This window comes from Streptomyces sp. SAI-135 (assembly GCF_029893805.1).
GTDB lineage: Bacteria > Actinomycetota > Actinomycetes > Streptomycetales > Streptomycetaceae > Streptomyces.
Window position 1 is genome coordinate 8,371,729 of sequence record NZ_JARXYP010000002.1, and the last position, 25,199, is coordinate 8,396,927.

Here is a 25,199-nt window from a genome sequence, read left to right on the forward strand (position 1 = left end):
CAGCTCCCGCCCCCGGCGGGCGTCACCGCTTCAGGAGTCGTACCGACAGACCTTCCGCCGTGTAGACGGGTACGGCCCGCAGGGTGTCGGAGTTCAGCTCGATCCGGTCGAACTGGCCGCGCAGTCCGCGGCAGCCGAGGACCCGGACCGTGTGTCCGGCCTTCGGCGGCTTGTGCGCGTCCAGCGTCAGCGAGAGCACGCTGCCCGCGCCGAGCACCGCGCGCCGCGTCACCTCCAGGACCGGCTCCTGACCCGAGCGCAGGGTCAGTTCCAGCGCGCCGGACTCCTGGCTGTACATGCCGTGCACCTGGAGCGACTCGCCCACCGTCAGCGTCCCGCCCTGCACCCGCACGTCGCCGTGGCCGAGCGCGTGGGCCGAACCGGCAACCAGCGCACCCTCCTTGAGCACGGTCCCGCCGGTGTAGCGGTTGTGGCCCGTCAGGGTGAGCGTGCCGCTGCCCCGCTTGGTCAGACCGCCGCAGCCGTCGATGTCGTTGCGCCAGGCGTCGGCCGCGTGGAAGCCGCCCGAGGCCGCGTCCAGCGTGACGGTGACGTCGGAGGCGAAGGAACCGTAGCCGTCCGCCGCGGCGAACAGGTTCAGCCGGCCCCACTGCTCGAAGCCGTCCAGCAGGACGTAGCCCGAGGGCAGCCCGGTGGTGCGCAGCACCTCACGGCGCTGTGCCGCGTCCAGGTAGGGCAGTCGTGTCTCCAGAAGCACCTCGGCGCCCTTGGGCACGGTGAACGGCTCGTTGCCGCCGTCCCGGTGCAGCACATAGGTCAACCGGGGCCGCACGGAACGGGCGTTGGCCTCCCGGTCCGCGTACGCGTCGGCGGGGTCCGAGTGGGCGTAGGCGAAGAGCGTGTCGGCCGTGGTGCCCGTCCGCTCGGTGAAGTACGTCAGCGCCTGCGCCCGGGCCGCGGCCTTGAGGCCGGCGTTCGCGGGGTCGGCCAGCGCGGCGGCGGCCAGCGCGGTGGCCATGATGCGGCCGCCCATGACGTCGACCGTCGAGTGCATGCCGGACATGATGCGGGTGTGGCTCAGCTCGAAGGCACGGGTGACCAGTTCCTGGAAACGCTCGGGCACGGCGTACGCGAACGCCAGGGCCGCCAGGTGGAAGGCGTTGGTGTGACCGCTGGGGAAACCGCCGTCGTCCACCGGGGAGGTGCTGCGCTGGCGCAGCAGCTGGGGGGCGACGACCACCTGGGAGTCGTAGACCGGGTAGCCGAGCGCGTCCTTGGCGCCGGTGTCGACGACCTGGCTGTCCTCGTTCATGCGCCAGGGGCGCGGGTACTGGAAGGAGTACTTGGCGGGGTTGCCCGAGGCGTAGGGGCCGCGGACGGTGTCGACCAGCTTGGCCACCTGGCCGAGCGAGGAGTCGTAGGAGCCCGCGCCGAGCGCCGAGCCCGCGGGGGCGTCGGCCGGTACGGCGTCGCTGATCGTGGTGGGCGGGGTGGAGTCGGGCGCGCCGGTGATCGAGGTGACCGCCCTGGCGCCGGACCGGTAGAGGCCGGCGAGCGGGCCGAGGCCGCCGATCATGGCGTAGCTCTGGTGCTGGCGGTCGTAGAGGAAGGCCTCCTTGGCCTGTGCCTCGGTGCGCGCCTGGGTGACGCGGGCGCAGTAGCGCATGTTGGCGCGCAGGATCTCGGGCCGCAGGGCAGTGCCGGTGTTCCAGGTGTCGCCGGTCTTCCATATGCGGGCGAAGCCGCCGAGTGCCCGCACCACCGCGTTGGTCTCGGCCGTCAGGTTCGCCATGACGTTGGACTTGTAGTCGTCCACGAACGCGACCGCGGCGGTGGCGGCCTTGGCGTCCGCGGCGCCCAGCCAGGAGGCGAAGGTGGGCGCGGCCAGGACGCCGGCCGAGGCGCCGAGAGACGTCTTGAGGAAACCCCTCCGCTTCATGGCACGTTCGGTGAGCGGCGCGGGGGAGTGCTGCCCGGCGGATGACGGCATGGGTGTCTGCCTCTCTCTGGAGTTCTGCGGCCGTGCGGCCGGGGGAGGTGGTGCGGATGCGACTCATGATGCGCCGGACGGCACGTGCGCCGAATGCGCTTTCTGAAGTCGTACGGGCGAAGAACTACGGGCGGGTCATGTCGGAGCGGAGGAGACCCGGCGTCCGGCGGATGTCACAGAAGTGAACGGGCCATCGCCACCGCGCCGTCCACCGGTGGTGCCCGCAGGGGGCGCGGCCGTGCCGACGGCACGCCCTCGGCCAGCGCGGACGCGAAGGCGTCGTACAGCGACGGCTGGGCGAGGACGGTACTGCCCGCGACCACGACGTCGTCGACCACCACCCCGCGGGCGGCGAGCCGTTCGACGAGCGCGGCCAGGGCGCGGCCCGCCTCGGCGATCACGGTGCGGGCAAGCGGGGATCCGGCCTCGGCGGCGGCGAAGACGGCCGGGGCGTGCCGGCCCCAGTCGGCGGAGGCGGCCGTGGCGTGCTCCAGGGCGGCGCCGAGCGCGGGTACTTCGGGGACGTCGAACCCGGAGAGCAGGCCGAGCGCCAGCGCGTCGGGCTCCTCGCCGCGGTCGTGCGCCGCCCACACGGCCCGTACGGCCTCGCGGACCAGACCGGCGGCGCCGCCCTCGTCGCCGAGCAGCGCGCCCCAGCCGCCGACCTGGACCGGGGTGCCGTCGGCGAAGCGGCCCACGGCGACCGAGCCGGTGCCGGCGACCAGGCCGACTCCCTTGTCCAAACCGGCGGCGGGGACGAGCAGTTCGGCGTCTCCGACGACCAGCGCGGGCGCGGCGAAGTGCAGTTGGAGGGCGGTGCGGATCTGCGCGCACTGGCGCGGGGTCTCGCAGGCGTGCCCGCCGACGGCGAGGGCGGACGGGCGGGCGCCCGCGGGAAGCGCGTCGGCGGCCAGTGCGGCCAGCCATCCGGCGGCGGCCACCGGGTCGTGGGGCCGCCAGCCGCTGCTGGACCGGACGTGATCTGCGACAGGGGTGTCGCCCGCGAACGCGCGGAGCTGTGTCTTGGTGCCGCCCACGTCGATGCCGACAACCAGGGGTGCGGTGTCCTGCACGGAACCTCTTTCGTCGTTGCGCTGTGTGCTGCGACGGTGGGCGAACCGTGCCTGAGGGCAGGGCAGTTGAAGGTCTAGCGAAGCCCCGGGACGGGCCTCTGACGGACCACGGCAGGCGAGTACCGTGACGTTCGTTAGGAAGTTAACTAACGAAGTACAGTGCCTGTCAATAGGCGTCGCGCACCCGTCTTCCCGGGCTCCCCGTCCCGGGCGGGAGCGCACGGCGCCGGAGCAACCCATCGCCGTCCCCCGCCGTGCCGCCAGGCCCGGAAGGGCGGCCTGTGACCTGGGGGAAGTGTGGAACACGACGTGGCGAGAGCCCCCCGTCTGACCGAGAGCGCGAGCGCGGTCTTCGCCGTGCTGGCCCAGGCGGGCACCGCGACCCGGCCACAGCTGGCGAGCCTGGCGCGCCTGTCCAAGCCGACGGTCTCCTCCGCCGTCGCCGAACTGGAGGGCGTCCATCTCGCGGCCCACTCCGGCACCTCGTCCGGTGCCACCGGACGCAGCGCCGCCGTCTACCGCCTCGGCCCGGCCGCGGGCGCCGTGCTCGCCGTCGACCTCGGCCCCGCCCTCACCCGGGTCCGCGGCTGCGCGCTGGACGGCACCCTGCTCGCCGAGGCCACCGGCCCCCGCGACGAGGCCGCCGACGTCGTCCGCGACGCCCTCTCGGCACTGCCCCCCGACGCCCCGCTGCGCACCATCGTCGTGGCCGTCGGTGACGTCACCGCGCCGCAGAAGATGCGCCCCGCCACGGCCAAGGCCGGACCCGTCTTCGACGCCGTGACCGTCGCGCTGCCGCCCGGCGTGCCCGTCCACCTGGAGAACAACGTCAACTGCGCCGCCCTCGCCGAACTGCACGAGGGCGCCGCCCGCGGCCGGTACACCTTCGGTTACCTGCGGATCGGCGTCGGTATCGGTCTCGGCATCGTGGTCGGCGGACAGGTGCTGGCCGGCGCCAACGGGGCCGCCGGAGAGCTCGCCAGGTTGCCCTACCCCTGGGACGACGACCTGGAGCCCCGCCACGAGGCGCTGGAGGAGTACATCGGCTCCCGCTCCCTGCTGCGCCGGGCCGCCGAGGCCTGGCCGGAAGCCGACGGTGACTGCCCGCGCACCGCCGAGCAGCTCTTCGCCCGGGCCGGCCAGGGCAGCGCCGCCGCCCGCGCGGTCGTCGACCGGCACGCCGTGGACGTGGGCCGGCTGGCCGCCGCCGTGACCGCCGTACTGGACCCGGGGCTGCTCGTGCTGGGCGGCAGCACCGGCGCGTATCCGCAGCTCCTGCCCGGTGTGCGGGCCGAGCTGGAGCGGCTGAGCTGGCCCACCGAGGTGGTCAGCAGCCAGGTCGGTGATCTCGGCACCGTCGTGGGTGCGGCACGGCTCGCGGTGGCCCGAGGAGTCCAAACCGTGACCCAGGCGGCGCGGACGAAGGATTGACGGGTTCGGACTCGGTCTGCCAATGTCCGGACAAGCGCTTTCTAAGTCGGCCGGGACGCCGGCTTGGGCGAGCGTCCCGCCCGTACTCGACGTACGGCAACCGCACGAGGGCGTGCCCGTGCGGCGGCGGCCACAGCGGCCGGGGACCCTCGCCCGTCAGGATGACGCGGCCGGGCGAGGCCGCGCCCTCGGAAAGCGAACCTTCCAGCACAATGCACCCGTGCCGCCTCGGTCGGCGCCGTGCTCCGTCCCCTACCTCGAAAAAAAGGGATCGAAGATGACCACTGTGGGTGTGCGGCGCTCTCGCCGTCTCGGCCGCGGCGGCACGCGCCGCCTGATCTCCCTCGCTGCCGCTGTCACGGCAGGTGCTCTGACGCTCACCGCCTGCGGCGGGGACGGCGGCTCCGGCGGCACCTCCAAGTCGCTGACGTTCTGGATCTCCACGGTTCCGGGGCAGGACGCGGGCTGGAAGAAGATGGTGGCGCAGTACAAGAAGGAAACCGGCGTCAACCTCAAGCTCGTCAACATCCCCTACGACGGCTACACCACGAAGCTGCACAACGCCGCGCAGGCGAACTCCCTGCCCGACGTGGCGGCCGTGCCGGCGCTGGACCCGATCTGGTCGAGCAAGCTGCTCGACCTCAGCTCCATCGCCGACAAGAAGAGCAACAACATCAACCAGAACTTCCTCGCGAAGGACTCGTCCGGGAAGGTGCTGTCCATCCCCTCGGACGTCACCGCGTCCGGCCTGTTCATCAACAAGTCGCTGTTCGAGAAGGCGGGCGTCTCCTTCCCGACCGAGCCGTCGAAGACCTGGACCTGGACCGACTTCATCGCCGCGGCCGACAAGGTCCGCGAGAAGACCGGCGCCAAGTACTCCCTGACCTTCGACCAGTCACCGTCGCGACTGCGCGCCATGGTGTACGAGATGGGCGGCAAGTACGTCCACGCCGACGACTCCGGCAAGTTCTCGGCGGACGCGGCGACCAAGAAGGCCGTGAACACCTTCGTCGGCTGGAACGACGACAAGACCATGCCGAAGTCGGTGTGGACGTCCGGCGCCGACCCGTCCGCCATGTTCCAGAGCGGTGACGTGGTCGCGTACTGGTCCGGTGTGTGGCAGGTCGCCTCCTTCGCGGACAGCATCAAGAAGTTCGAGTGGGCGAGCGTTCCGACCCCCGCCCAGCCGGTCCAGGCGAGTGACGTCAACAGCGGCGGCATGGTGGTCGGCTTCAACAACAACGGCGACGCCGCCAAGGCCGCCACGAGCTTCCTGTCCTGGCTGTACGAGCCGGCCCACTACAAGGCGCTGTGCGAGGCGTCCGGGTTCCTGCCGGTCGAGAGCGGGCTGAACCCGACGTACCCCTTCAAGTCGGAGGCGGCGCAGGCGGCGTTCAAGCTCTACAACGAGTCGATCCCGCTCTACGCCCCGATCTCCGGCTACTTCAACAACGCGCAGACAGAGTGGGTGCTGAAGGGCAAGAGCCTCACCGAGGACCCGACCAAGACGGAGCTCGGCAAGGCGATCAACGGCCAGCAGTCGGCCGACAAGGCCCTGCAGAACATCGTGGACGGCTACAACCAGCAGGTCGGCGGCTGATCACAGGCCCCACGGGCCCGGGCGGCGGCGTCCCGACCCCACCGCCCGGCCCCGGCCGCCCACGTGATGCCGGGCTCATGGCCTGAGCCCACCGCAACCCCTTCCACCAGCACGGAGTCAGCAAGATGACAAAACGCGCCGCGGACGTGTCTGTGAGCCCGCCGAGTCCGCCCAGGAGACGCAGTAAGTACACCCTTGCGCCGCTCGTCCTCATCGCGGCCAACGTCGTGCTCTTCGCGCTGTTCTTCGTCTGGCCGGCGGTGATCGGGCTCGTCTACTCCTTCACGAACTACACGGGCGTGGGGGTGTTCCAGTGGGTCGGACTGGACAACTACCAGAACCTGTTCGGGGACTCCACCTTCTACGACGCGCTGACCCGGACGCTGCTCTACACCGTCCTCTTCGTGCCGTTGAACTTCGTCGTCTCGCTGCTCGCCGCCAACCTGGTGGTGAGCAAGCACGCCAAGGGCGGGTCCGTCGCCCGCGTCGTCTTCTTCATCCCGTGGCTGCTGTCGCCCATCGTCGTGGGTGTCCTGTGGCGGTGGATGTTCGGTGAGAACTTCGGACTGGTCAACTACGTCATCGAGAAGTTCGGCGGAGACGCCGTTCCGTGGCAGTCGAACGCGGACCTCTCGCTGCTCGTCGTGGTGATGGCAGCGGCCTGGGCCTGGACCGGTTTCACGATGCTGCTGTTCATCGCGGCGATCAAGAACGTGCCGGTGTCGTACTACGAGGCCGCCTCGCTCGACGGCGCCGGCCCCTGGCGCCAGTTCTTCAGCATCACCCTGCCGAGCATCGCGCCCACCTCGTTCATCGTGATCCTGCTCAACACGATCAACTCGATGAAGGAGTACCCGGTGTTCGTCGCCCTCAACAACGGCGGCCCCGGCACCTCGAACAACCTGCTCGTCCAGTACATCTACGAGACCGGCTTCAAACGGGGGCAGATCGGCTACGCGAGTGCCGCGTCGTTCGTGCTCATGCTCATCCTGATGGCCGTCGCGATCATCCAGCTGATCGTCAACCGGCGGGTGGAGAACCGATGACAACCACAGACATCCCGCGCCCGGCCGACGTCGACTCCGGTCGCAGCGTCTCCAGGAAGCGGCCCCGCAAGACGTCCACCGGCGGGATCCGGCAGGCGGTGTCCGCGACGACACTGCTGTGGATCATGGCGTGCCTGTACGGGTTCCCGGTGCTGTGGTTCGTGCTCAGCTCGCTCAAGCCGGCCAGCGACCTGTTCTCCTATCCGCTCACGCTGGTCCCGCACAACCCCACCCTGTCGGGATTCAAGGCCGCGTGGGACAGCGCCAACTTCTCCCAGTACTTCATCAACACGGCCATCGTGTGCGTGATCACGACGATCCTCACGGTGGGTGTCAGCTGCTGCACCGGCTACGCGCTGGCCAAGTACGACAACCGGTGGCTCAAGGCGTTCTTCATCTGCATCCTGGCCACCACGATGCTGCCGGGCGAGGTCATGCTCGCCCCCGAGTTCCTGGTGGTCCGCAACCTCGGCCTCTACAACTCCTTCGCCGGCATCATCCTCCCGGCCGTGCTCACCGCGACCGGATGCTTCATGTTCCGCCAGTTCTTCCTGACGGTGCCCGACGAACTCGTGGAAGCCGCGCGCATCGACGGCGCCCGTGAGCTGTCGATCTTCCTGCGGATCATGGTGCCGCTCTCCCGGCCCATCATGCTGACCCTGGCCATCCTGTCCTTCCAGTGGCGGTGGAACGACTACATCTGGCCGCTGCTGATGCTCAACGATCCCAACAAGTTCACCGTGCAGATCGGCATCCAGAGCATTGTCGGCGCGCAGAACATCAACTGGTCGGTCCTGCTGGGCGCGTCGGTCATCTCCATGATCCCGCTGATCGCGATCTTCCTGGTCTTCCAGCGCTATGTGATGGGCGCCGACATCAACGCCGGTCTGAAGGACTGACCTTGGCGGCCCCGATCGACCACGAGTTCGTCCGCGCGGCGGCGCTCGCCGCCGACGGGTCGGCCGACCCGTCGGCGGAATTCATCGAGCCGCACCGCGCCCTGGCCCGGCGGGTGAAGACCCTGGTCGCGGCGTACCGCTCGCCGGAGTCGGCCCTGCACGGCAGCGAGCGGGCCGTCGCCGCGGCGCTGACGCACCTGCGTGCCCTGCGGGCCGTGCAGACGCCCTCCGGTCTCTTCTCGGGCGGCGACAACGTGCAGTCGCCGCCGGACTCCGCGTTCACCGTCAACGACGTGTGCGACGCGTACGTCCTCGCGGCGGGCGCGGGACCCGAACTGGCCGACGTCACGGCGGCGCTCGCCGAGATCGCCGGCGCCGCCACCGACAGCCTCCTGAACGGCGGGGTGCACACCCCGAACCACCGCTGGGAGCTGTCCGCGGCGCTCGCCCGGCTGCACCGGTCGTTCCCCGACGACCGGCTGCTCGCCCGCGCCGAGGAGTGGCTCGCCGAGGGCGTCGACATCGACGCGGACGGCCTGTACTCGGAACGCAGCGCCGTCTACGCGTCCATCGTGACCAACCCGGCGCTGCTGCTGGCCGAGGTGCTCGGGCGCCCCGACCTGGTGGACGCCGTCGAACGCAACCTCACCGCGACCCTGGACCTGATCAGGCCGGACGGCACCGTGGAGACCGTCCACTCGCGCCGCCAGGACCAGCGGATGTCGTTCGCGCTGTGGCCCTACCTGCCGCACTACCGGCTGCTCGCGATCCGCACCGGCCGGGGCGACTTCGCCCGCGCGGCCCGCCTGGCGGCCGCCGGCGGCATCCACGACCCCGACCTGCTCGCCCAGACCCTCCTCACCCCGGATCTGTGCCGCCCCCTCCCGGCCCCGGACGCGGAGAAGCTCCCGCGCGACCGGTACCTCCCCACCGCACGCCTCGCGCACCATGCCTCGGCCACCGCGCACACCGTGGTGTACGGCGGCTCCGACGTGCCCGAGCACCGGCGCATCCGCTCGGGGCTCGCCTGCAACCCCACCTTCCTGCGCATGTACGCCGGTGCCGCCGTCCTCGACGCGGTCCGTCTCTCGCGGGTGTTCTTCGACCTGGGCCCGTTCCGCGCCGCCGACATGGAACGGCTCGCCGACCACCGGTACCGGCTCACCCAGACCCTCACCACCGCCTACTACCAGCCGCTCCCGAAGGACCGCAGGCGCGACGACGGCGCCTACCGGCTGGTGGACGAGGGCCGCTTCTCCGCGGCGATGAGCTTCCCCGACCGCCCTCAGGACGAGGTCTCCCACACCACCCGCATCGAGGTCGACCTGCGGGACGACGGGGCCGACCTGCGCATCGACATCAGTGGACCCGCGGTGCCCTGGGCCCTCGAACTGACCTTCCGGCCGGGCGGCGAGCCGCAGGGCGCCGTACCGCTCGGCGACGGACGCTGGTGCCTGACGACCGGGCCGATGACCTACCGGGTCGGTGACGACGAGATCCGGGTCGAAGCCGCCGTCGAGACGGGCGAACCGCTCGCCGGACCCGACCGGAGCGACGTACTGCGCTACGACCCGGGGCAGGACTACACCGTGGCCGGCGGCACCGACGCGACGACCGGGAACCGCGTCTACCTCGGTGGGCACGGACCGCAGACACTGACCCTCGCACTGCGCGCCACCTCTCAGGCATGAAGGGCTGATCTCCTTGCACCTCCCACGCCAGCTCGGGCCGCTGCACGACCTGCCGGACACACCTGAGGCGTACGACGCCGTCCTCGCCGACGTCACCGAGCAGGCCCTCGCGCGCCTCACCCCCGAGGGCAACCTCGAACACCCCGACTGCGTCGACGACATCGGCGACACCTCGCTCGGCATCACCTCGCTGCTCGCCCTCGCCTGGCAGCGCACCAAGGACGACCGCCTGCCGGAGGCGGTCCGCCGCAGCCTCGCCTTCCATCTGCGCGAGCGCGTCCACGTCGACGACAACCCCGGCTACCCGAACCTCAGGATCCGCAACTCCGGCCTGCCGTACGCCCGTTACACCCTGGCCGCGGGAGCGCACCCCATCGGTGACTGGCCGAGCACGGTGTGGGCGCTGCTCCAGGCGGTGAACGTGCTCGACGCGGCGGAGGGCCTCGTCGACGACGGTCAGAAGGCCGAACTCCTCGACGTGGCCCACGGATACTGGCGCTGGCTGACCGAGGCGACCTTCTTCAACCCGCAGGAGGCGGGCAACCAGGCGATCGGGTGTGTGGTCGGCGGCCTGATGCTGGCGGCCCATCTGCCGGAGCCGGAGGGGGAGTCGGTGCGCGCGCGGGCGCTGCGGCTGTATCGGGACGAGATCCGCGCCCACCGGGTCGAGGACCGGGGCGCGGCCCTGCCTCCCGAGCACGGCGGCGCCTACGACAACAACTACGGCCCGATCTCCCTGTCCTTCCTCGCCCAGGCCCACCGGATCAGCGGCGAGGAGATGTTCGCCGAGGACGGCGACACCCTGGCCCGCTACATCGACGCCCGGCTGACCAACGGCGGCTTCGACAACGGCGGCCCGCGCTACAGCGAGCAGCACTCCGCCTTCGAGTCCGTCCTGGGACTGCGCTACTTCGGCGCCCGCATCGGCGCCGACCTCGGCCGCTACCGGGGCGACAGCCGCTGGGCCCGGCACGCGGTCAAGGAGGACGGCGGGGTGGACGGCCACTTCGCCTGGATGCTCGTCTGGCAGATCCAGGACACCGCACGCTGGCACCGGCAGCCGTCCACGGCGAGCGCCCGCCACCAACTGCGCGCGGGCACCGTCTCGGTGGCCTTCGACTCCAGGATGACCCCGGCGGTCGTCGAGGCCGCGGGCACCTACTACCTGCCCGCGGCCGTCAACCGCCAGCACGGCTTCGGCCCGGTCGTGGACGGCTTCCTGCTGTGCCGTCCCATGGGCGAGGTCCGGGTGCGCGACGTGCGCGCCGACGGCCTCGCGGCCAAGCTGGTCACCAAGCCGGTCGTCGGCCGCGACCACGTCCTGCGACACCTCCTGTCCCTGTACGTCACCGACGGCACGACGCTGTGGACCACGGTCACCGTGGAACGCCTCCCCGGCACGCCCTACCTGCTGGCCGGGCTGCCGTACGCCGAGGACGACGGCGACCGGGTGCGCCGGACGGCCGAGGGCGAGGTGAGCTCCGTGGGCGCCCTGCGGCTGACGCATCCCGAGGCGGAGGGCATCGACCACTTCGACGCCCGCTCGCAGACGACCCAGGAGCAGGCCGCCTTCGCGCTGGCCGCCGACCCCCGCGGCTACGGGAACCCCGACGAGGGCTGGAGCCACCTGGTCCGCTCCACGGCCCTGGAAGCCGGCCCCGCCCCGGACGCCCCGGCCGACCTGCACGCCTTCGCCGTCCGCTACGGCCCCGGAGGCGCCCCGGTCACGGCCGCCTTCGCCCGTGACGGCGCCGGACTGACGGTCCGCACCGAGGCGTTCACGGCCCGGCTCGGCGATCCGGCGGGCGACGCCCACGGCGAGCCGGAACTGACCCTGTCCGCCCGCTGAGCCGAGGGTGCGGCGGTCACACGTCCACGCCGGGCAGCGCCGACTGCGGCACCACGAGGTCGGCGCGGTCCCGCGTGGCCGCCACCAGCTCAGCGTTGGCCTGGTCGGAGCGCCGCACCCACGCCACCGCCTCCTCGTGCGTCTTGCCGAACTCCTCGTGCCGGGCGATCAGCCGGCGCAGCCGCTCGTCCTCGTCGAGTGCGCAGAACCACACCTCGTCCAGCTGCGGCCCGACCCGCGCCCACGCGCCGGTGCCGAGCAGCAGGTAGTTCCCCTCGGTCACGACCAGACGGGCCGTCGGCGGGACCGGGATCGCCCCCGCGAGCGGCTGCTCCAGCATCCGTTCGAAGCCCGGCGCGTACACGACGTCCCCCTCCGTCTCCTCGCGCAGCCGCCGCAGCAGCGCCGCGTACCCGGCGGCGTCGAAGGTCTCGGGGGCACCCTTGCGGTCCCGCAGCCCGAGCCGTTCCAGCTCCACGTCGGCCAGGTGGAAGCCGTCCATGGGGACGTGCGCCACCCAGGGCTCGCCCGGGCCGTTCAGCGCCCGCACCAGATGCTCGGCGAGGGTCGTCTTGCCCGCGCCGGGGGAGCCTGCGATGCCGAGCACGGCACGCCGTCCGGGCTCGGCGAGGGAACGCGCGCGGGTCACAAGGTCGTCGAAGGTCAGCGGCACACGCCGAGTGTGTCATTCGATGACTTCAGGTCGGCCAGGCACCCTGGAGGGCGCAAGGGGGAGAAAGGAGCCCCAGTCGTGCCCCAGTACTACGACGAGTCCGGCGCCCCGGGCGCGTCCGGCGCCTGTGACGACGAGGCGCAGATCCGTGCCCTGATCACCGAGTGGGCCGCGGCCGTCCACCGCGGCGACCTCGCCGGCGTGAGCGCGGGCCACGCCCAGGACATCGTGATGTTCGACGTGGCGTCACCCCACCACGGCATCCGGGGCCTCGCCGCCTACCGTGCCACCTGGCCGCCGCTGTTCGCCTGGCAGGCCCAGGGCGCCCGCTTCGACATCGAGTCCCTCCACGTCACCGCGGGCGCGGACGTCGCGTACGCCCACGCCCTGGTGCGCTGCGGCACGCCGGAGGAGGTCGCCGCGCACCCGGGCTTCCGGCTCCGGCTCACCTTCGGTCTGCGCAAGGAGCGCGGCCGCTGGCTGGTGGCCCACGAGCACCATTCCTTCCCGCACGACTGAATCCACCTGTTGACGAAGCGAAAGGCAGGGAACCGTGTCCTGTATGACGGAGCTCGGTCTACCCGCAGAGATCAAGGCCTGCCTGTTCGACCTCGACGGGGTCGTCACCAGGACGGCCGTCGTGCACGCGGCGGCCTGGAAGGAGATGTTCGACGCGTTCCTGCGTGAACGCGAGGGGGAACACTTCCGGCCTTTCGACGACCACGACTACGACGAGTACGTCGACGGCCTGCCGCGGGCCGACGGCGTGCGCACCTTCCTCGCCTCCCGCGGCATCGAACTGCCGGACGGGAAACCGGACGACCCGCCGGGCGCGGAGACGGTCCACGGCCTCGGCAACCGCAAGAACGCCCTCGTCCTGGAGAAGATCCGCACCGACGGCGTCGAGGCCTACGACGACACCCTGACCTACATCCGCGCGGCCCGCGCCCAGGGCCTGCGCACCGCGATCGTCTCCTCCAGCGCCAACTGCCGTGACGTCCTGCGCGCGATCGACGCCGAGGACCTCTTCGACGTGCGCATCGACGGCGTGGTCGCAGCGGAGCGCGGGCTCCCCGGCAAGCCGCACCCCGACACCTTCCTCGCCGCCGCCGCGGACCTGGGCCTCGACGCACCCCGCTCCGCCGTCTTCGAGGACGCCCTCGCCGGCATGGACGCGGGCCGCGCCGGTGGTTTCGGGTACGTCGTCGGCCTCGACCGCGTCGGGCAGACCGACGCCCTGTACGAGCACGGCGCCGACATCGTCGTGAAGGGCCTCGCCGAGCTCGGAGGACACGCGTGATCACCCAGCGCTCCTACACCGTCGAGCCCTGGGCGGTCCGCGAGACCGACCTCAAGCTCGACGTCCTGGCCCAGAGCGAGTCCGTGTTCGCCCTGTCCAACGGCCACGTCGGCTGGCGCGGCAACCTCGACGAGGGCGAACCGCACGGCCTGCCCGGCTCCTACCTCAACGGCGTCCACGAACTGCACCCGCTGCCGTACGCCGAGGCCGGCTACGGCTATCCCGAGTCCGGCCAGACCGCCATCAACGTCACCAACGGCAAGATCGTGCGGCTCCTCGTCGACGACGAGCCCTTCGACCTGCGCTACGGCCGTCTCGTGGCCCACGAGCGCTGCCTGGACCTGCGCCGGGGCGTCCTGGAGCGGTCCTGCGAGTGGATCTCGCCGGCCGGCTCGCGGATACGGGTGCGCTCGACCCGGCTCGTCTCGCTCACCCAGCGGGCGATCGCCGCCGTGGCCTACGAGGTGGAGCCCGTCGACAGCCGCACCCGGGTGGTCATCCAGTCCGAGCTGGTCACCAACGAGAGCCTGCCCGGACCGAACGGCGACCCGCGCGCCTCCAAGACGCTGAAGTCGCCGCTGGAACACGAGGAGGGCTTCGCCGACGGGACCCGGCTGCGCCTGGTGCACCGCACCCGGCACAGCGGGCTGCGGGTCGCCGTGGCCGCCGACCACGTGATCGAAGGGCCCGAACGCACCACCACGGGCAGCGAGGAGACGGTGGACCTGGCCCGGCTGACCGTCACCTCCGTCCTGGAGCCGGGGCAGCGGCTGCGGGTGGAGAAGCTGGTCGCCCACGGCTGGTCCGGCACCCGCTCCCGGCCCGCGATGAGCGACCAGGTCGACGCGGCCCTGGCGGCCGCGGCCCACAGCGGCTGGGACGGACTCCTGGACGAACAACGCTCCTACCTCGACGACTTCTGGGCCCGCGCCGACGTGGAGGTCGACGGCGACGAGGAGATCCAGCAGGCGGTCCGCTTCGCCCTCTTCCACGTCCTCCAGGCGGGCGCCCGCGCGGAGCAACGGGCCATTCCGGCCAAGGGACTGACCGGCTCCGGTTACGACGGGCACGCCTTCTGGGACACCGAGACGTTCGTGCTGCCCGTGCTCACCTACACCGAGCCGCGTGCCGTGGCCGAGGCCCTGCGCTGGCGGCAGAAGACCCTGCCCGCCGCCCGCGAGCGCGCCGCGCAACTCGGCCTGAACGGCGCCGCGTTCCCGTGGCGGACCATCGAGGGCTCGGAGGGGTCGGCGTACTGGCCGGCCGGCACCGCCGCCTTCCATGTCAACGCCGCCGTCGCGGACGCCGTCGTGCGCTACACCGAGGCCACCTGCGACACGGAGTTCGAACGCGACACCGGCGTCGAACTCCTCGTGGAGACGGCCCGGTTGTGGCGCTCGCTGGGCCATCACGACCACCACGGCGTCTTCCACATCGACGGCGTCACCGGTCCCGACGAGTACAGCGCGGTCGCCGACGACAACACCTACACCAACCTCATGGCCCGCGCGAACCTCCTCGCCGCCGCCGACGCCTGCGGCCGGTACCCGGAGCGGGCCGCCGAGCTCGGCGTCGACGACGAGGAGAGCGCGGCCTGGCGGGACGCCGCCGAGGCCGTGCACATCCCCTACAACGACGAGCTCGGCGTGCACGAACAGCACGCGGGCTTCACCCGCTACCAGCGCTGGGACTTCGAGAGCACCCGGGCCGACCAGTACCCGCTGATGCTGCACTTCCCCTACTTCGACATCTACCGCAAGCAGGTGGTCAAGCAGGCGGACCTGGTGCTGGCGATGTACCTGTGCAGCGGCTGGTTCGAGGAGTTCCACGACGAGGAGCAGATCGCCCGCAACTTCGCCTACTACGAGCCGCTGACCGTACGGGACTCCTCCCTGTCGGCCTGTGTCCAGGCGGTCGTCGCCGCCCGCGCGGGACATCTGTCCCTCGCCTACGCCTACACGGCCGAGGCGGCGCTGATGGACCTCGTCGACCTGGAGAGCAACACCCGCGACGGACTCCACATCGCCTCCCTCGCCGGCACCTGGACGGCCCTGGTCGCCGGGTTCGGCGGACTGCGGCGCGACGGGGACTCCCTCCGCTTCGCGCCCCGGCTGCCCGAGCGGTTCAGCCGTCTCGCGTTCAACCTCCAGCTCCTCGGCCGCTGTCTGCGCGTGGAGATCGGTCCGGAGAAGGCGACGTACACCCTGATGTCGGGCGAGCCCCTGACGATCCGCCACCACGACACCGCGCTCACCGTGAACGGCGACGGGCCCGTCGTCCGCCCGGTCCCGGCCCCGCGTGACCGCCCCGCTCCGGAGCAGCCCCGGCACCGCGCCCCGCACGCCCGCTGAGCCGGACGGGAGATCCGGACAGGCACCGCTTGGCCGAACTCCGCCCTGCACCCCCTCCGGCCCCGGGTTAGGTTGTCCCTGCCTTCGAGGACAGAAGTCCCCGAGGACAGAAGCCTTCGAGGACCGGACCAGTCCCCGAGGCACACGGGGTGAGGGATGGACCATGGCACACGGTGACAGCGCCCTGCTCGTCGGAGGCAACCGGCGCACACCGTCGGCTGCCTCCGACGCTCTGCGGCGCTCCGGAAGCTCCTGGGCGCTCGCGGCGGTGGCCGCCGTCTTCACCCTGGCCCAACTCGTCCTCGTCCGCCCCGGCATGGGCCTCGGCTGGGACGAGACGGTGTACGTCAGCCAGGTCGGCACCCAGGCCCCGGCGGCCTTCTTCAGCGCCCCGCGCGCCCGCGGTGTCTCCCTGCTGGTCGCGCCGGTCGCGAGCTGGTCGACCTCGACGGAACTCCTGCGGGTGTATCTCGCCGTGCTGTCCGGTCTCGGCCTCTGGCTTGCCCTGCGCGCCTGGCGCGGCCTCTTCCCGGTCCGCGTGCTCGCCGTCGGCGGCGCCCTGTTCGCCTCCCTGTGGATCACCGTGTTCTACGGTCCCCAGGCCATGCCCAACTACTGGGTCGCCGTCGGCGGACTGGGCGCGGTCGGCTGCTTCCTGCGGGCCCGCGAGAACCCGAGGGCCCTGTGGGGGGTGGTGGCGGGCGCCTGCCTCATGGCGTGGATGCGGCCCACCGACGCCGTGTGGGTCACCCTCCCGCTGCTCGCCGCCGCAGCCGTCGGCCGCAGTGCACGATCCGTCCTCGCCCTCGTGGCCGGACTGGTGGCGGGCGGCGCGCAGTGGGTGATCGAGGCGTACCTCGACTACGGCGGTCTCGCCGAGCGCCTGCACGAGGGTTCCCGTATCCAGGGCGGGCTCGGCCCGCAGTTCGCCGTGGACGACCAGCTGCGCAGCCTGAGCGGCCGGTCCCTGTGCCGTCCCTGCACGGGGCCGCTGCCGGACCCCGCCGTCATGGCCTGGTGGGCCGTCCTCCCGCTGCTGGCCGCCGTCGGACTGGTGGTCGCCGTACGGGCCGGGCGCACCCGGGCCACCCTCGTTCCGCTGGCCTGCGCCGGGACGGCCGCCGTGCCCTACCTGTTCCTGATCGGGTACGCGGCCCCGCGCTTCCTGCTGCCCGCCTACGCCCTGCTGGCGATCCCGGTCGCCGACGCGCTGTTCCACCTGGCGACCACCCCGGCCGGCCGGTGGCGGCCCGTCCCGGCGGTGCTGCTCGCGATCGGGCTGGCGGGGCACCTGGCGGTGCAGTACGCCGTGCTGGAGCGCACGGTGAAACGCACCACGGGCCACCACCGCGACTGGGCCCGCACCGCGGCCGAGCTGCACCGCCTCGGGGTGCGCCCGCCCTGTCTGCTCACCGGCCATCTGTCGGTGCCCGTCGCCTACTACGCCGGGTGCACCTCCGCCGCGGCCCGGGGCCCCAACACCAACAGCACCGAGGCCGGGATCGTCGGCGCCTCCCGCCGTACGCCCGTCGCCGTCCTCACCCGCCCCGGAACCGCGCCCCCCGCCTACGCCCGTGACTGGCACACCGTGCCCGCCGCCGGGATGGACCTCCACGTGGCGCCGGCCGCGCGTGCGCGGTGACCGGCGCGCCGTCTGGCCGGCCTGATCCGGCAGAACCTCGGCCCGGCCACCCGAGGACGAACGCGGCGCCTGACAGGGCACTTTCCCCAGTCGTGGGCAATCCACCGCCCGATGACGGCCGCCCCTGACTCCGCTCCGCCCCTCCTCCCCGCCACCGCCCCCGCGAGGGGCTCGGCATGGCACCGCGTCCGTGGCTCCATGACGCGGCAGGAGTGGGTCAGGGCGGGCGGCATGGCCGCGGTCGTGGTGGCGCTGCACGTGATCGGCTGGTTCACCCTCGTGGCGGTCGTCGCCCCGCACCACTACGGCGTCGGCGAGAAGTCCTTCGGTATCGGCGTCGGCGTCACCGCCTACACGCTCGGCATGCGGCACGCCTTCGACGCCGACCACATCGCGGCCATCGACAACACCACCCGCAAGCTGATGGGCGAGGGACGGCGGCCGCTGTCGGTGGGCTTCTGGTTCTCGCTCGGCCACTCCAGCGTGGTCTTCGTCCTGGCGCTGCTGCTCTCGCTCGGTGTGAAGGCCCTCGCGGGCCCGGTGCGCGACGACGACTCCCGCCTCCACGACGTGACCGCCGTGATCGGGACGACGGTCTCGGGCGCGTTCCTCTACCTCATCGCCGCGGTCAACCTGGTGGTCCTGGCGGGCGTCTGGAAGGTGTTCCGGCGGATGCGCTCGGGCCGCTACGACGAGGCCGCGCTGGAGGAGCAGCTGAACAACCGCGGGTTCATGAACCGCCTCCTCGGCCGGGTCATGAAGTCGATCACCAAGCCCTGGCAGATGTACCCGCTCGGCCTCCTCTTCGGCCTGGGCTTCGACACGGCGACGGAGATCGCGCTGCTGGTCCTGGCCGGGTCGGGCGCGGCCTCCGGGCTGCCCTGGTACGCGATCCTCACCCTGCCCGTCCTCTTCGCCGCCGGCATGTCCCTCCTCGACACGATCGACGGCACCTTCATGAACTTCGCCTACGGCTGGGCGTTCTCGAAGCCGGTCCGCAAGGTCTACTACAACCTCACCGTCACGGGTCTCTCGGTCGCGGTGGCCCTCCTCATCGGCACGGCGGAACTCCTGGGCCTGCTGGCCGACAGACTCCACCTGCACGGCCCGTTCTGGACCTGGGTGTCCGGCCTCGACCTCAACCTCCTGGGCTTCGTCATCGTGGCCCTGTTCTTCGCCACGTGGATCGTCGCCCTGGCGGTGTGGAAAGTCGCCCGGATCGAGGAGAAGTGGACGAAGGGCCCGGCGGGCGGGAAACCCGCGGAACGGGCAAGCACGCCCTGACGTTCAGACCCGCACCCTGAACTCCTTGCGCCACTTGGTGAACTGCCGTTCCGGGTCGCCGGTGTACGACCACGGTGTGCGGGTGCCCCGGCGGCCGAGCAGTTGCAGGAGGGGGACCGCGATCTCCGGAAGGCCCGCGTGACAGGCCGCGTGAGTCAGGTAGTTGAGGTCGCGCAGCTCTCCGGGGGCCACCGTCTGGTCGGCGCGGCCCACGATCCAGCGCTGCCAGGTGCGCCGTACGTCACTGACGGCTCCGTCGTTCTTCCAGTGCTGTCCCAGCCCCAGCGAGGTCCGCCTGTCCTCGGCGGCGTCCGTCGCGATGCGGTACTCCTCGACCCGCGCGTACTGCACCAGCACCGGCAGCGCGGAGCCCGGCGGCGCCACTCCGGCCGCGTCGCGGGCGAAGTCGTACATCAGGCCGTTCGAGCCGTGCCAGCGGGCCGAGTAGTAGTGCAGCACCTGCAGGTGCCCCTCGACGCTGTACGGATCGCGGCTGTGCAACTCGTCCCACCAGCGCCCCAGTTCCTGCCGCCGTACACCGGCCGGGTACAGCCTGGCCACGGAGATCAGGGAGATCCACGGCGTCGGGTCGTCCACGAACGCCTCCGACGCCTGGAGGCAGGCCATCACCGCGGCATCGACGCGGCGCTGGTCGATCGGCACACCCCGGCCCGCGGCGATGGCCAGATTGAACGCCCGGGCCGTCTCGGTGGCCGCCCGCAGCACCAGGGCGTCCCCGTTGTGCGGCTCGGCCGCCAGCCACGACTCCACCGTCGAACTGCCCGCGCACGCCTGGGCGAGCACCCGCACCCGGTGCCCCCGTGACAGCCAGTCGGGCCCGGTGGCGCGCAGCAGTTCACGCAGGCCCTGCCAGCGGCCGATGACGATGTCCTGGCGGGCGGTCGTGAGCGGGACGTCCCCGCAGTCGGGATCGAACTCGGGGGCGAAACGGTCTCTCGCCATCGCACAACCGCCTCAGAAGTCGGTGGGGAGACCCTCGTGGACGAGCGAGGGCCCGGCCGTCGCGCCGTCGGGCAGGTAGTCCGTCTCGACGGTACGGCTCGCGTCAAGCTTCGCGGGCCGGTAGTAGTCGCTGCCCCGCCTCCAGTACCAGAGCATCGGGACCAGCCCCACGGCCAGCCCGCCGACGCCGATCGTGATCGCGGCGGTGCTCAGCTCGCCCAGCGACTCGACGAAGATCCAGAACATGAACAGGGCGCCCAGCAGCGGCCACAGCCCGCCGAGCAGGAAGTCGGTCGGGGACTTCAGCAGCATCTTGCGGTACGCGACGACGACCGCGAGCCCGCTGAGGCCGTAGTAGACGGCGATCTGCAGACCGATCGCCGAGATGGCGTCGGAGAGGATGTCGCCCACCGACCCCAGGGAGTTGGAGGCGATGAACATCAGCAGCGCCACCGCGCCGACCACCACGATCGCCACCCACGGGGTGTTCCAGCGGCGGTGCACCCTGCCCAGCGCGGACGGCATCGTACGGTCCCGGCCCATCGCGAACAGCGAGCGCGTGACCTGGATCAGCGTGGTCTCCAGGGTGGCGATGGTCGACAGCATCACCGCGACGATCAGCAGCTTGCCGCCCCAGCCCGGCCAGATCTCCTCGCCGAGCACGGCCAGCACGTTGGCGTCGTTGTCCTCGATCTGCTGCGAGGTGAGGATGACGTTCACCGCGATGGTGAACACCTCGAAGAGGAGGAAGACGATCCCGACGCCGATGAGCCCGGCGAGTCCCGTCGTACGGCGGCTGTTGCGGGTCTCCTCGCTCAGGTTGCTGGTGACGTCCCAGCCCCAGTAGTAGAACGCGGCGATCAGCGCACCCGACGCGAAGCCCGCCATGCCGTCGAAGTGACCGAAGCCCAGCCAGGACCACTCGAAGGAGCGCGCGTTGCCCGTGTGGAAGAGGGCGAGGACCGCGAACAGGGCCAGTATCGCCAGCTCCACACCGGACATGACGAGCTGGGCGCGTACGGTGAGCCGGGCGCCGCCGAGCACCACGAGCAGCATCAGCACGAACCAGGCCGCGCCCACGACGGTCGACAGCGCGGTGTCGTCCGCGAGGTCCTGGTCGAAGAGGGCCAGCGTCATCGAACCGGCGGGGAGCGAACCGGCCACCATGAAGATGGTCGCCGAGATCACCAGCGCCCAGCCGGACACGAAGCCCAGGAAGGGGTGGAGCGTACGGCCCACCCAGGAGTAACTGGCGCCGGCGTTCACGTCGATGCGGCTGAGATAGCTGAACGCGAGCGCGATACCGAGCATGGGTATCGCGCAGTACAGCAGAGCCGCCGGACTGGCCAGGCCCACCGAGCCGACCAGGACCGCGGTGGTCGCGGCGATCGAGTACGCCGGCGCGCTGCCCGCGACGGCCATCACCACGGTGTCGAAGGTACCGAGGGCATTGGCCTGCAGCCCTCTGCCCCTGCTGATGCTCATGGTTGTGCTGCTTTCGGTAGGGCACGACGCACGGCGGAGGGGACCGCGCGGCGCAGAAGGGGTGGGGGGTGGCTTTGTCCCGGACGGCGAGAGGGGTGGCCTCGGGCCGGGGCGGTGAAGAGGGGAACCGAAGGGGTGCGCAGGACCGGACGACCGCTGCGTGGACGGCCGGTCACTCCGCGTGTGCGAGTGATGATAGCCCTATTCCTTGACCCTTCAAGATTAACTGGGGGGTAACCTTCCGGCTGTGGAATGCCTTACTCCGGCAGTCTTTTGAGGTTGGGGAGCGCATACGGGGAAACGCGGATCAGGACACCGCACGGAACCGCACGCGACGCGCGAGGGAGGCAGCCCATGGGCACCGAACCGACACCTGCCGAGCCGATGGCCGACGACGCCTACCAGCCCACCGGGACCAACGAGGAGCAGGAGGACGCGTCCCCGCTGGACCTCCAGGACGCCCTCGACGAACGCACCTACGACGACACCCTCGACGAGGGCTACTCGCCGCCGGAGAAGCCCCTCGGCGTCACCCGGTACGGCACCACGGCCGCCGAACAGCACGAGGGCGAGAGCCTCGACGACCGCCTGGCCCAGGAGGTTCCCGAGGGGACCGAGCCGCTCGGCGACGAGATCGGCGACCTGCCCGGCGGGGAGGGCGAACCGGTCGACCCGCAGGCCGGTGCCGACCGCGCCGGGCGCCTCGTCGCCCCCGACGAGGGCGCCCACCCCACCACCACGAAGGACGAGGTCGCCACCGACGTGGGCATCGACGCGGGTGCGGCCGGCGCGGAGGAGGCCGCCGTGCACGTCATCGAGGACCCCGAGGAGCTCTGAGCGGCGTCAGTCCCCGATCCGGTCGATCTGGCGGAGCCTGTTCGTGGCGTCCAGCGCCGCGACCTTGTAGGACTCGGCGAGCGTCGGGTAGTTGAACACCGCGTCGACCAGATAGTCGACCGTGCCGCCGCAGCCCATCACGGTCTGCCCGATGTGGATCAGTTCGGTGGCTCCGGTGCCGAAGCAGTGCACCCCCAGCAGGGTCCGGTCCACGGGGGAGACCAGCAGTTTCAGCATGCCGTGGGAGTCCCCGATGATCTGCCCGCGGGCCAGCTCGCGGTACCGGGAGATGCCGACCTCGAACGGCACGCTGTCCTCGGTGAGCTGGTCCTCGGTCCGCCCGACGAAGCTGATCTCCGGGATGGTGTAGATGCCGATGGGCTGCAGGCGGTGCATCTGCCCGACCGGCTCACCGAAGGCGTGGTAGGCGGCCGACCTGCCCTGTTCCATGGAGGTCGCCGCGAGCGCCGGGAAGCCGATGACGTCCCCCACGGCGTAGATGTGCGGCACCTCGGTGCGGTAGTGCTCGTCGACGGTGATCCGGCCGCGCCGGTCGGCGGACAACCCCGCCTTGTCCAGGTCCAGTTCGTCCGTCAGGCCCTGTCGGCCGGCCGAGTACATCACCGCGTCGGCCGGGATCTTCTTGCCGCTCTCCAGGACGGTCAGCGTGCCGCGCGGATGGCGCTCGACCGCGGCCACGGTCTCACCGAACCGGAACGTCACCGCGAGGTCGCGCAGATGGTACTTGAGCGCCTCGATGACCTCGATGTCGCAGATGTCGAGCATCCCGGCCCGCTTCTCCACGACCGTCACCTTGCTGCCGAGCGCGGCGAACATGGACGCGTACTCCATGCCGATGACACCGGCGCCCACGATCACCATGGAGCGCGGGACGCGTTCGAGGGCGAGCACGTTGTCGGAGTCCATGATCGTGCGGCCGTCGAACTCGACGCTGTCCGGCCGCGCCGGGCGGGTGCCGGTGGCGATGACGATGTTCTCGGCGCTGATCAGCCGCTCGTGACCGGTGACCTCGCGCAGGGCGACGGTGTGCGGGTCCACGAAGCGGCCGGTGCCGCCGAAGAGGGAGACGTGGTTGCGGGAGAGCTGACTGCGGATCACGTCGACCTCGCGGCCGACCACGTGCTGGGTGCGCGCGGTCAGGTCGGCGACGGTGATGTCCTCCTTCAGCCGGTAGCTCTGGCCGTACAGGTCGCGCTGGGTGAGGCCGGTCAGGTACAGCACCGCCTCGCGCAGGGTCTTGGAGGGGATGGTGCCGGTGTGGATGGAGACCCCGCCGACCATGTCGGGGCGGTCGACGACGGCGACCCGGCGGCCCAGCTTGGCCGCGGCGATGGCGGCCTTCTGGCCACCCGGACCGGATCCGATGACAAGCATGTCGAAGTCGGGCACCCTCGGAAGTCTGGCAGCCGCGGGGCCCCTTTCGAAAGGGTGAGCAGTCAACCGCCGCGACTCGGAGCCGGCGCGGACGGCGCGGAGTTGCCGCGGGACCGCCGGGCAACGTGCCGTGGAGCGCGACAGCTCCGCCGCACCGCGGGACAATACGCCCATGGGCCGACGACTCGCCGACACGAGCACCCCGGCCCGGCTCGCCGCCCCCGACGAGGGCATCGGCCGGGACGAACTGTCGCTCGCCACCCGCAACCACGGCCTGCCCCTCGAAGCGATGCGCCACGACCTGACCCCGCCGGGCCTGCACTACGTCCTCACGCACTACGACATCCCGTACGTCCCCGAGGACACCCCCTGGCGGCTCGACGTCGCGGGCCGGGTCCGTCGCCCCCTCGGCCTCACCCCTGCCGAGGTGCGGGCGCTTCCGCGGGTCAGCACACGGGTCACGCTGGAGTGCGCGGGCAACGGCCGGGCCCTGCTCACCCCCCGCCCGGTCAGCCAGCCCTGGCTGGTCGAGGCCGTGGGCACCGCCGAGTGGACCGGCGTGCCGCTGCGCCTGCTGCTCGCGGCTGCCGGGGTGGAGGAAGGCGCCGTCGACGTGGTGTGCACCGGCGCCGACCACGGGGTGGAGCGCGGTGTCGAACAGGACTACGAGCGGGCCCTGCCCCTCGACGTGGCCACCGGAACCGAGCCCGAGGTGCTGGTGGCCTACGAGATGAACGGCGCCCCGCTGCCGCCCCAGCACGGCGCCCCGCTGCGGCTCGTCGTGCCCGGCTGGTACGGCATGGCCCACGTGAAGTGGCTGCGCCGGATCACCGTCACCGACGCCCCGTTCACCGGGTTCCAGCAGGCCGTCGCCTACCGGCTGAGGCAGGACCCCGGGGACGAGGGCGAACCGGTCACCCGGATCGCGCCGCGCGCCCTGCTCGTCCCGCCCGGCTTCCCGGACTTCATGTCCCGGGCCCGGGTGGTCCGGCCCGGCACGGTGACGCTGGAGGGGCGTGCCTGGTCCGGGCGGGCGCCGGTCGTCCGGACCGAGGTGAGCACGGACGGGGGACACACCTGGCACGAGGCGGATCTCGAACCGGACACCGGTCACCGCTGGGCCTGGCGGCGCTGGAGCTACAACTGGCGCGTCGAGCCGGGGGAGTTCGTGCTCAGCGCGCGGGCCACCGACGCGGAGGGGCACACCCAGCCGCTGCAACAGCCCTGGAACCGGGGCGGCTTCGCCAACAACCTCGTGCAGCGGGTCGAAGTGCTGTGCCTGGACACGGAGTCGGCGGAGCGCTGAGGGGCGCAGTCGCGGCCCGTGCCGGTCACCGAAGGGGTGTTCGGCCGTCCCGGGACAGCCGAACACCACCCGGTCGCAGTCAGGGCAGGAGCTTGTCGAGCGCGGCCGGGCCCTCCGTCTCCAGCTTGCGCCGGGCCCATTCGAGACTGTGCGGGGTGATGTCCTTGCCTGAGGCAAGGACGAGGTCCTCCGGCGACACCTCGGTGCCGGTACGGGTGTGGAGCAGGTCGTCCGGGGTGGTGCGGTCCTCGGACGGCCCGGACACGTCGGGCTGTGACGTCGGCATGATCTCTGCTCCTCGGATCCGGATCGCTGTGCGGTCCCGGTGCTGTCAACGGGTCCGATATCACCATTCAACGCCCGGGCCGACCCTGCATCCCGAGGAGCCCGGGATGCCCGGATGATCGGAAAGGCGTGTAATGG

General features: G+C 71.7%; 20 protein-coding genes. 13 read left to right on the plus strand and 7 right to left on the minus strand.

Translation table 11 applies throughout. The features are described 5' to 3' along the window. Nucleotides 1-22: 22 nt before the first annotated feature. Both M2163_RS42350 and M2163_RS42355 read right to left on the minus strand, forming a co-directional pair. Nucleotides 23-1,951, minus strand: a complete 1,929-nt coding sequence (locus tag M2163_RS42350; RefSeq protein WP_280896693.1) for a phosphatase PAP2 family protein — start codon at nucleotides 1,949-1,951, stop codon at nucleotides 23-25. A 173-nt stretch (nucleotides 1,952-2,124) separates the two neighbouring features. Then, nucleotides 2,125-3,024 (minus strand): BadF/BadG/BcrA/BcrD ATPase family protein, encoded by a 900-nt coding sequence (locus tag M2163_RS42355; RefSeq protein ID WP_280896694.1) that lies wholly within the window; start codon nucleotides 3,022-3,024, stop codon nucleotides 2,125-2,127. A gap of 309 nt (nucleotides 3,025-3,333) precedes the next feature. Between M2163_RS42355 and M2163_RS42360 the strand changes: the two genes are divergently transcribed. From M2163_RS42360 to M2163_RS42385, 6 genes are all read left to right on the plus strand, one after another. Next, nucleotides 3,334-4,455: an ROK family protein gene (locus M2163_RS42360; protein ID WP_280896695.1), complete on the plus strand. Its 1,122-nt coding sequence runs from the start codon at nucleotides 3,334-3,336 to the stop codon at nucleotides 4,453-4,455. 277 nt (nucleotides 4,456-4,732) lie between these two features. After that, complete coding sequence (locus tag M2163_RS42365; RefSeq protein ID WP_280896696.1) at nucleotides 4,733-6,055, plus strand: extracellular solute-binding protein; 1,323 nt, start codon at nucleotides 4,733-4,735, stop codon at nucleotides 6,053-6,055. 125 nt (nucleotides 6,056-6,180) lie between these two features. Beyond that, nucleotides 6,181-7,101, plus strand: a complete 921-nt coding sequence (locus M2163_RS42370) for a sugar ABC transporter permease (RefSeq protein WP_280847550.1) — start codon at nucleotides 6,181-6,183, stop codon at nucleotides 7,099-7,101. After that, on the plus strand, nucleotides 7,098-8,000 hold the full coding sequence (locus tag M2163_RS42375; RefSeq protein ID WP_280847549.1) for a carbohydrate ABC transporter permease: 903 nt from the start codon (nucleotides 7,098-7,100) through the stop codon (nucleotides 7,998-8,000). The genes M2163_RS42370 and M2163_RS42375 overlap by 4 nt, the downstream gene beginning before the upstream one ends. Nucleotides 8,001-8,002: 2 nt before the next feature. Beyond that, nucleotides 8,003-9,691 carry a hypothetical protein gene (locus M2163_RS42380; protein WP_280896697.1) on the plus strand — a complete coding sequence of 563 codons (1,689 nt, stop codon included), beginning with the start codon at nucleotides 8,003-8,005 and terminating at the stop codon, nucleotides 9,689-9,691. Nucleotides 9,692-9,704: 13 nt separating this feature from the next. Next, nucleotides 9,705-11,540: a hypothetical protein gene (locus M2163_RS42385; RefSeq protein WP_280896698.1), complete on the plus strand. Its 1,836-nt coding sequence runs from the start codon at nucleotides 9,705-9,707 to the stop codon at nucleotides 11,538-11,540. A 16-nt stretch (nucleotides 11,541-11,556) separates the two neighbouring features. On the opposite strand, the gene M2163_RS42390 is transcribed toward M2163_RS42385, so the two are convergent. Beyond that, entirely contained in the window at nucleotides 11,557-12,213 is a 657-nt protein-coding gene (locus M2163_RS42390; RefSeq protein ID WP_280847546.1) for a nucleoside/nucleotide kinase family protein, read from the minus strand. 78 nt (nucleotides 12,214-12,291) lie between these two features. Here M2163_RS42390 and M2163_RS42395 point away from each other — a divergent pair, with 78 nt between their 5' ends. The 5 genes from M2163_RS42395 (at nucleotide 12,292) to M2163_RS42415 (ending at nucleotide 18,790) form a co-directional block, all read left to right on the plus strand. Beyond that, nucleotides 12,292-12,732, plus strand: a complete 441-nt coding sequence (locus tag M2163_RS42395) for an SgcJ/EcaC family oxidoreductase (RefSeq protein WP_280847545.1) — start codon at nucleotides 12,292-12,294, stop codon at nucleotides 12,730-12,732. Nucleotides 12,733-12,775: 43 nt separating this feature from the next. After that, the gene (locus M2163_RS42400) at nucleotides 12,776-13,513 is read left to right on the plus strand and encodes a beta-phosphoglucomutase family hydrolase (protein WP_280847544.1); all 738 of its coding nucleotides are present in this window, start codon (nucleotides 12,776-12,778) and stop codon (nucleotides 13,511-13,513) included. Then, nucleotides 13,510-15,864, plus strand: a complete 2,355-nt coding sequence (locus tag M2163_RS42405) for a glycosyl hydrolase family 65 protein (protein ID WP_280847543.1) — start codon at nucleotides 13,510-13,512, stop codon at nucleotides 15,862-15,864. Before M2163_RS42400 ends, M2163_RS42405 begins: the two co-directional genes overlap by 4 nt. A 163-nt stretch (nucleotides 15,865-16,027) precedes the next feature. Then, a complete protein-coding gene (locus M2163_RS42410; RefSeq protein WP_280847542.1) occupies nucleotides 16,028-17,506 on the plus strand; it encodes a hypothetical protein in 1,479 nt (492 codons plus the stop codon). Nucleotides 17,507-17,617: 111 nt separating this feature from the next. Next, nucleotides 17,618-18,790, plus strand: a complete 1,173-nt coding sequence (locus M2163_RS42415; protein WP_280896699.1) for a HoxN/HupN/NixA family nickel/cobalt transporter — start codon at nucleotides 17,618-17,620, stop codon at nucleotides 18,788-18,790. A 3-nt stretch (nucleotides 18,791-18,793) separates the two neighbouring features. Here M2163_RS42415 and M2163_RS42420 read toward each other — a convergent pair whose 3' ends face one another. Then, nucleotides 18,794-19,753 carry a hypothetical protein gene (locus M2163_RS42420; protein WP_280847540.1) on the minus strand — a complete coding sequence of 320 codons (960 nt, stop codon included), beginning with the start codon at nucleotides 19,751-19,753 and terminating at the stop codon, nucleotides 18,794-18,796. Nucleotides 19,754-19,765: 12 nt separating this feature from the next. Next, nucleotides 19,766-21,238 (minus strand): APC family permease, encoded by a 1,473-nt coding sequence (locus M2163_RS42425; RefSeq protein ID WP_280847539.1) that lies wholly within the window; start codon nucleotides 21,236-21,238, stop codon nucleotides 19,766-19,768. Between the two features lie 354 nt (nucleotides 21,239-21,592). Here M2163_RS42425 and M2163_RS42430 point away from each other — a divergent pair, with 354 nt between their 5' ends. Further along, nucleotides 21,593-22,075, plus strand: coding sequence for a DUF5709 domain-containing protein (locus M2163_RS42430; protein WP_280847538.1), 483 nt, complete (start codon nucleotides 21,593-21,595; stop codon nucleotides 22,073-22,075). A 6-nt stretch (nucleotides 22,076-22,081) separates the two neighbouring features. Here the strand turns inward: M2163_RS42430 and sthA are convergent, their stop codons facing one another. Then, on the minus strand, nucleotides 22,082-23,485 hold the full coding sequence (gene sthA, locus M2163_RS42435) for a Si-specific NAD(P)(+) transhydrogenase (protein ID WP_280847537.1): 1,404 nt from the start codon (nucleotides 23,483-23,485) through the stop codon (nucleotides 22,082-22,084). A 157-nt stretch (nucleotides 23,486-23,642) separates the two neighbouring features. Between sthA and M2163_RS42440 the strand changes: the two genes are divergently transcribed. Further along, nucleotides 23,643-24,776, plus strand: a complete 1,134-nt coding sequence (locus M2163_RS42440; protein WP_280896700.1) for a sulfite oxidase — start codon at nucleotides 23,643-23,645, stop codon at nucleotides 24,774-24,776. A 79-nt stretch (nucleotides 24,777-24,855) separates the two neighbouring features. Here M2163_RS42440 and M2163_RS42445 read toward each other — a convergent pair whose 3' ends face one another. Next, nucleotides 24,856-25,062 (minus strand): hypothetical protein, encoded by a 207-nt coding sequence (locus tag M2163_RS42445; RefSeq protein WP_280847535.1) that lies wholly within the window; start codon nucleotides 25,060-25,062, stop codon nucleotides 24,856-24,858. Nucleotides 25,063-25,199: the final 137 nt, after the last annotated feature.